This window comes from Gynuella sp., from assembly GCF_050297175.1.
Taxonomy (GTDB): Bacteria; Pseudomonadota; Gammaproteobacteria; order Pseudomonadales; family Natronospirillaceae; genus Gynuella.
The window spans coordinates 183,910-190,544 of the sequence record NZ_JBNKSF010000026.1 but is presented as its reverse complement, the minus strand read 5'-3'; the positions used below and the strand labels follow the sequence as shown (position 1 = coordinate 190,544).

Annotated in this window: 7 protein-coding genes; 2 read left to right on the top strand and 5 right to left on the bottom strand. The window is 45.4% G+C overall.

Annotation, left to right across the window (positions count from 1 at the left end; all coding sequences use genetic code 11):
* Positions 1-141: 141 nt before the first annotated feature.
* Positions 142-1,338 (bottom strand): tyrosine--tRNA ligase, encoded by a 1,197-nt coding sequence (gene tyrS, locus ACQY6I_RS09825; protein ID WP_428241311.1) that lies wholly within the window; start codon positions 1,336-1,338, stop codon positions 142-144.
* A gap of 159 nt (positions 1,339-1,497) precedes the next feature.
* Between tyrS and ACQY6I_RS09820 the strand changes: the two genes are divergently transcribed.
* Positions 1,498-2,769 carry a peptidoglycan DD-metalloendopeptidase family protein gene (locus ACQY6I_RS09820; protein WP_428241310.1) on the top strand — a complete coding sequence of 424 codons (1,272 nt, stop codon included), beginning with the start codon at positions 1,498-1,500 and terminating at the stop codon, positions 2,767-2,769.
* Here the strand turns inward: ACQY6I_RS09820 and ACQY6I_RS09815 are convergent.
* Genes ACQY6I_RS09815 through ACQY6I_RS09800 form a run of 4 tightly spaced genes read right to left on the bottom strand, consistent with a single transcriptional unit; the run spans position 2,766 to position 4,789 of the window.
* Positions 2,766-3,191, bottom strand: coding sequence for a hypothetical protein (locus ACQY6I_RS09815; protein WP_428241309.1), 426 nt, complete (start codon positions 3,189-3,191; stop codon positions 2,766-2,768). The genes ACQY6I_RS09820 and ACQY6I_RS09815 overlap by 4 nt on opposite strands.
* Positions 3,192-3,203: 12 nt before the next feature.
* Positions 3,204-3,542, bottom strand: a complete 339-nt coding sequence (erpA, locus tag ACQY6I_RS09810; protein ID WP_428241308.1) for an iron-sulfur cluster insertion protein ErpA — start codon at positions 3,540-3,542, stop codon at positions 3,204-3,206.
* Positions 3,543-3,600: 58 nt separating this feature from the next.
* Entirely contained in the window at positions 3,601-4,068 is a 468-nt protein-coding gene (locus ACQY6I_RS09805; RefSeq protein WP_428241307.1) for a bactofilin family protein, read from the bottom strand.
* Positions 4,025-4,789: a DUF6776 family protein gene (locus ACQY6I_RS09800; RefSeq protein WP_428241306.1), complete on the bottom strand. Its 765-nt coding sequence runs from the start codon at positions 4,787-4,789 to the stop codon at positions 4,025-4,027. Before ACQY6I_RS09800 ends, ACQY6I_RS09805 begins: the two co-directional genes overlap by 44 nt.
* A gap of 394 nt (positions 4,790-5,183) precedes the next feature.
* Here ACQY6I_RS09800 and clcA point away from each other — a divergent pair, with 394 nt between their 5' ends.
* Positions 5,184-6,635, top strand: coding sequence for a H(+)/Cl(-) exchange transporter ClcA (clcA, locus tag ACQY6I_RS09795; RefSeq protein WP_428241305.1), 1,452 nt, complete (start codon positions 5,184-5,186; stop codon positions 6,633-6,635).

Below are 6,635 nucleotides of genomic sequence, written 5' to 3'. Positions count from 1 at the left end.
ACCTTTTTTTTGAAGATTTTTTGTTGAAATTCAATCACTTACCTTCGAATCTCAACTGATCTTCAAGCCGTCTTTATGCGACGTCTCGGTGACAAGGGGCGCGAATTCTAAACTCTTTTTACGCCCCGTCAATTCTTTTTTTTAACTTAAGGTCACCTTTGCAATTTTCTTTTTTCCAGCCTGAATCAAGAAAACTCCAGCAGGTAACTTTAAGGAAGAATCCACCACAGCCCAGTCAACTTTTATGCTGCCATTTTTTAACATATCTCGAGCCTGGGCACTGTTGTTGGCCAGCCCAGTTTTGTTCAAAACAGCACTGATAGGAAGTTCAGTCTGATCTTCCAGTGCCAGATCGATTTCCGGACAACCTTCAGGGATTTCTCCCTCCACTACAGTATTACCCACCCCTTTATGAGCACTTTCTGCGGACTCTCTATCGTGAAACCTCTCAACCAGTTCACGAGCCAGTATATCCTTGACTTCTTGGGGGTTTCGTCCGGTTTCAACGTCTTGTTTCATTTGCTCGATCTGCTCAAGACTCAGGAAGGACAACAGCTCAAAATACCGCCAAATCAGAGAATCCGGCATGGTCAGAATTTTGTTGTACATTTCTCCGGGGGCATCGGTTATGCCAATATAATTCCCAAGAGACTTGGACATTTTTTTAATTCCGTCCAAGCCTTCCAGTAGTGGCATCATAATGACAACCTGTTGTTCCTGGCCGTAGTTCTTCTGTAATTCCCGACCAACAAGCAGATTAAATTTCTGATCCGTTCCACCCAACTCAATATCTGCCTTCATCGCAACAGAATCGTAGCCTTGTACTAATGGATACAGAAACTCGTGAATAGCAATTGATTGGCCTGATTTATAGCGGTTCTTGAAATCCTCACGTTCCAGCATCCTGGCTACATTATGCTGGGCGGCTAGTCGGATCATACCGTCTGCTCCCAACTGCTCCATCCACTCGGAGTTGAAGCAAACAGTAGTCTTTTCCGGATCCAGGATTTTAAACACCTGTTCTTTATAAGTTGCAGCATTTTGCTGAATCTGCTCGGGCGATAGCGGTGGACGGGTGGCATTTTTTCCGGAGGGATCACCAATAAGACCGGTGAAATCACCAATCAGAAACATTATCTCGTGCCCGAGATCCTGTAACTGTCTCATTTTATTCAATACAACAGTATGTCCCAGGTGAAGATCTGGTGCCGTTGGATCAAAACCGGCTTTTACCTTTAATGCTTTTCCCTTTTTTAGTTTTTCTATCAGTTCATCTTCAAGCAGTATTTCGGCAGCTCCTCGCCTGATGATTTCCAGGGACCGATTAACATCATTCATGTGTGTTCCCACAGTTCACTCGAAAAAAGGCGCGCATTATATCACTGTGTCCGCTTAAATTAAGAACATGGGAAAAGATAAATCAGTTTTACAACGGAAGGGTTTTAACAAAAAACCAATGTTGTTAATCTTTGTGAAACAAGTTATTGAGAGTTTCGAGTGTTACAGTCAATTACACAACTTCCAAAAGTACACCGTTTAAGCATTGGTGCCCTGGTCCTTCTTTCTATTTTTATCATGTATTGGCCACAACCATCTAATCCCGTGCAGGTATCACTGGTGCTTCCCGATTTCCCACAGGAACCAAATGTTACTGAACAACTGCCTGCAAACAGTTTTGCAACATTTGAAATTGTTCTCGGAGACAGCCTTTCTACGCTATTTGATAAGGCGCTGGTATCTCCACAGATTATGTTAAAGCTGATTGCCGACAAGCATCAGAAAGAGTTGCTAAGAAATATTCACCCTGGTGAAACAATGGTGTTTGAGAAAAATCCGGATGGAGAGCTGGTTGGCATTAACTATATCAAATCCCCTCTGGTAACGGAGCGATTTGACTATGTGGATGGCAGCTTCAACCACCGAACTCTGGAAAGAACACCTGAGTACAGAACCCGCTATGCAGGAGGGGCCATCACCTCTTCTTTATTTCTGGCCGGACAACAGGCAGGAATGTCTGATGCGCTCACTATGGAACTGGCTCAAATTTTCGGCTGGGATATCGACTTTGCGCTTGATATCAGATCCGGAGACAGCTTCAGCCTTATCTATCAGGAAAAATTTCTGGATGGTCAATTTCTGGGCTATGGCCCGATACTCGCGGCCAAGTTTACCAACAATGGAAAAGAGTATGCAGCCGTACGCTTCACGGATGACAAGGGACATTCCGATTTCTATAGCCCTAATGGTCGGTCTATGAGAAAAGCTTTTTTGCGTACTCCGGTTGAATTTACCCGCATTAGCTCACCATTTAGTCTTGGCAGGAAGCATCCAATTCTTAACAAAATCCGCAACCATAAAGGTACCGACTATGCAGCACCAAGCGGTACACCGATTAAGGCAGCAGGCGACGGTAAAATTACGTATGCTGGCAAAAAAGGGGGGTATGGCAATGTCGTCGTTATTCAGCACGGCCAAAGATACTCTACTTATTACGCACACATGAGAGCATTTGCCAAGTCAACCCGGTCAGGAAAGATGGTAAAGCAAGGGCAGATTATTGGCTATGTAGGTATGACCGGTCTGGCAACCGGCCCTCATCTCCATTATGAGTTTAGAGTCAATGGCGTGCCGGTCAACCCGGTAACGGTTAAGCTACCCAGCGCAGAACCCATCAAAAAGAATCTGAAAGTCGCTTTTGAACGTCATGCCACGAACATGCTTGGACAGCTGGCATCATTCGAGACCAATGGCTTTGCCAAAGCCGATTAAAAATAGATGTAGCCCTGCTTTTTAAGTTCTTCTTCTTTAGCAGGGCCATAAGGAACAGTGTTTACAAACGGGGGAAGCTGTTCACGGCTGATACCATGCTCTCCCATCCAGGTTTCACAGATCTGAATATCGACTATATTAAAAGCATCGAGTTTGGCTGCCAAATCAACGATTTCTTTATTGGCCTGGTAGTTCTCGTGCAAAAACGTTTCAACCTCATCGCCATGTAATACCAACGCGATGGGAACCTGCTGTTGAAACCCGGACTGATGAGACATCAGATCTTCCGCTCGCTTTAGAATTGAATAAATCTCATTGGTGTTATGGCTTTCAATTTCAGCCATGTAGTATTTCGGTGCTTCGTCCTCAGCCCATCCCATAACACAAACCATCGAAAGCCACACCGATAATACGAGTTTCATAGACTTATTCGCTCAAATTGAAAAGGAAGAGCCACATCCACAGGTTGTCTCTGCCTGGGGGTTGTTGATAACGAATCGGGCTCCTTCAAGCCCTTCGATATAATTCAACTCGGAACCGGCCAGATACTGAATACTCAACATATCCACCAGAACGGATGCTCCTCCTTTGGAGATGCAGGTATCATCCTCCGCCTGCTCTTCATCAAATGTAAAGCCATACTGGAACCCTGCACACCCGCCTCCGGTCACAAATACCCGCAACATCAAGTGCTGGTTATCTTCCATTTCCACCAGCTGCTTTATTTTGTTGACTGCGGCGTCAGTCAGGATAATCGATTCTGCTTCGCTCATATAACCCAATAAATTTATGATAATGAAAATTTATTATCGCTAAACCCTAGTGCAACCATCAAGTATTGTTTTGAGATTCAGGCAGACTTAACACAGTTTTGTCATTGCCTTTCCCCGAGAAGAGCCCTTTTTTTGGCTTGGCATCATCACGATGCAGCAATTTACCATTTACCTTTGCCCCTAAAACCATTTCCATCATTTTATAGTGAACATCTCCCTCCACATTGGCTTTCTGGGCCAGCTCGATATGCTCGGAAGAGTAGATGTCACCTTTAACCGTACCGTTGACAATCACTTTAGGAGCTTTAATTTCGCCCTCAATAATTCCTTTATCGCTGATTTTCACGACTGCCGCAGAATCGTCTTCAGCAAGGATATTCCCGGTTATCTTGCCATCGACATGCAGCTCACCCTTCACTTTCAGATCGCCTACGACTTCAGAATTGTTTGAGATTATGGTTATGTCATGTTTCACGTTTTTATCATTGCCCCACACTGCTGCCTGTCTCCAGAGCTTTCCAATCATAGAGCTTTTCCACTCTGGCAGCTTTGTTTCCGGTTGCCTGCGCGACAACCTGAATCTGCTCAGGTGTAAAGCCCTCTGGAAGATTAAGCTCGCCTCTTATTTCTTGAAAATATCGATACCGGAATTTGATATCGGTTTTATCCACTTCTTCAGAAACATCTTTTAATGGAATAGTCTGTTTTTCTCCATCGCTCTGCCCAAGAATATTGACTTTAACAAATCCCTGGATATAACGACTGTTATCACCCACCTGCGTCAACATCAACTTGTAACGAAAACGTGAAAGGTCTGTTGTCGGCGTAATACTCATTTCCTGTATCCGCAAACCACTGCTGTTGTTGGCAGGAGCCATAATTCCTTTATACAGCGTAACTTCTTCCTGCAGAGTTGCCACCCGATCTTTCAGAACTTTGATCGTCTGCTGATTTTTCTGACTTGCGACTCTGTCCACTTCAGCACCTTTTTCGGCGGTCGCAGCTCTGAAAACAGCACTTTCCAATTGCCGGGTCAGATCTTTCACCTGAGATTGCAAATTTACAATCTGCTCATCTTTATGGTTGTCATCGTCAAAGCTCAGCTTGCGGTCGTGGCCGTACCAATACCCTCCCAAGACAGCACTTGAAAGTAATATCAGCATCAAAACAGCTTTGAAAAATTTCCACCAGGGATGGTAGTACCCAACTACCAAACGTTTTTGTTTGCTACCTTTCACTCTAGCCATTATGTTCTAAACATCTCACTTATTATTAGTTACTAGAAGCCCTGCCATTCAGTATAACCGAGTCGACACATTCTTCTGGAAAAAAGTAGTAAAACTGACCGTCTACAGATGATTCGGTTATGACCACACCAGCTTGGCCATCATAACAACTCTATGCCCTCCTAACACTTCATCTCTGCCGCTATGACAGCTTTGTCATATTTACTTGAATACCGCTATACTGGCACTCACGGAGAACAGCTACGTTTCTTCTTATCATGTCAGGTCTCATGCTGACTGAACCGATATATATCAACTGTCTTGTCGCCAGTTTTTGGTATTGTCATGGTACATGTCATTGTGGCTTCAGCAGCATATCCAGTTATTTCAAACATTTGTGGATTTCAATTCAATCATGAGTAGTGCTAATAAGGAATCAACACCTTCCGGCAGCGGTAATATTGAGCAACCCAGTAATATTGTCAGAAGATTTCTAAACAAGGATAAAACCCCCCTTTCTATACTGATACTCTCCTCAATTATCGGCATTGTGGTTGGGGGGTTCGGCAGCTATTTTGAAATTGGTGTTCATGCCATTGCTGCACACAGAACAGACTTTATACGCGAATCATTGCCCGCCTGGGTTGTCTGGTTTTTTGCCTTTCTGATCAGTGCATCACTGGCCAGCATTGGCTATTACCTGACTCAGAGGTTTGCGCCTGAAGCCGCCGGTTCGGGCATCCCAGAGATAGAAGGAGCCATGGATAATCTACGTCCGGTCCGCTGGTGGCGGGTACTTCCGGTCAAATTTATTGGTGGTCTTGGCTCGCTGGGCTCAGGGATGATTCTGGGGCGAGAAGGCCCCACTGTTCAAATGGGCGGAAATATCGGTCGTATGATGTCAGATATATTTCGTTTGAAAAGCGAAGAGGGCAAACATTCATTATTGGCCGCTGGCGCTGCCGCAGGTCTCTCAGCCGCCTTCAATGCACCTCTGGCAGGCACCATGTTTGTCATCGAAGAGATGCGACCCCAGTTTAAGTACAGCCTGATTGCCATTAAAGCGGTGTTCCTGGCATCCATCACCGCCAATATTGTATTCCGTATCATTCACGGCCAGGATGCAGTCATCATCATGCCAAGCTACGAGCCACCTGAACTGCAGAGTCTCTGGCTCTATCTGGTGCTGGGAATTCTGTTTGGCATCATGGGAGTACTGTTCAATAAAATGGTCGTAAAAACTCTCGACTATTTTGCTCACCTCTATCGGGGCAGTCTCTGGCGGCGACTCAGTATTGGAGCATTCATTGGTGGTTCATTCGGAATTTTGTTGCTGTATATTCCAGAACTCACCGGCGGTGGACTGCAACTTATTCCTCAAGCCACCAATGGCGCCTACAGTCTGATGATCCTGTTGGCACTATTTATTGGCCGGGTATTCCTGACTCTTGTATGTTTCGGTTCAGGTGCTCCTGGAGGCATTTTTGCGCCTATGCTCGCCATAGGGACATTGTTTGGTACATTTTTCGGGCTGGCCTCTCAGGCATTGTTTCCGACGATGGGCATAGAACCGGGCACGTTTGCGATTGCAGGTATGGGGGCGCTATTCGCCGCAACCGTGAGAGCGCCTTTGACAGGCATCACACTGGTGATTGAAATGACCAATAATTATCATCTTATCCTGCCATTGCTGATAACCTGTCTGGGGGCCACTATGCTGGCCCAGTTGCTCGGAGGCCGCCCCATTTATTCTCAATTGCTGGAGCGCACTCTGCGTGAAAGCCTGAGGAAACAACATAAAGAAGAACAGGACGCTGAACAGCAAACACCAGAAGCAGACACAACGGCACCGAAGTCTGCCCCATAA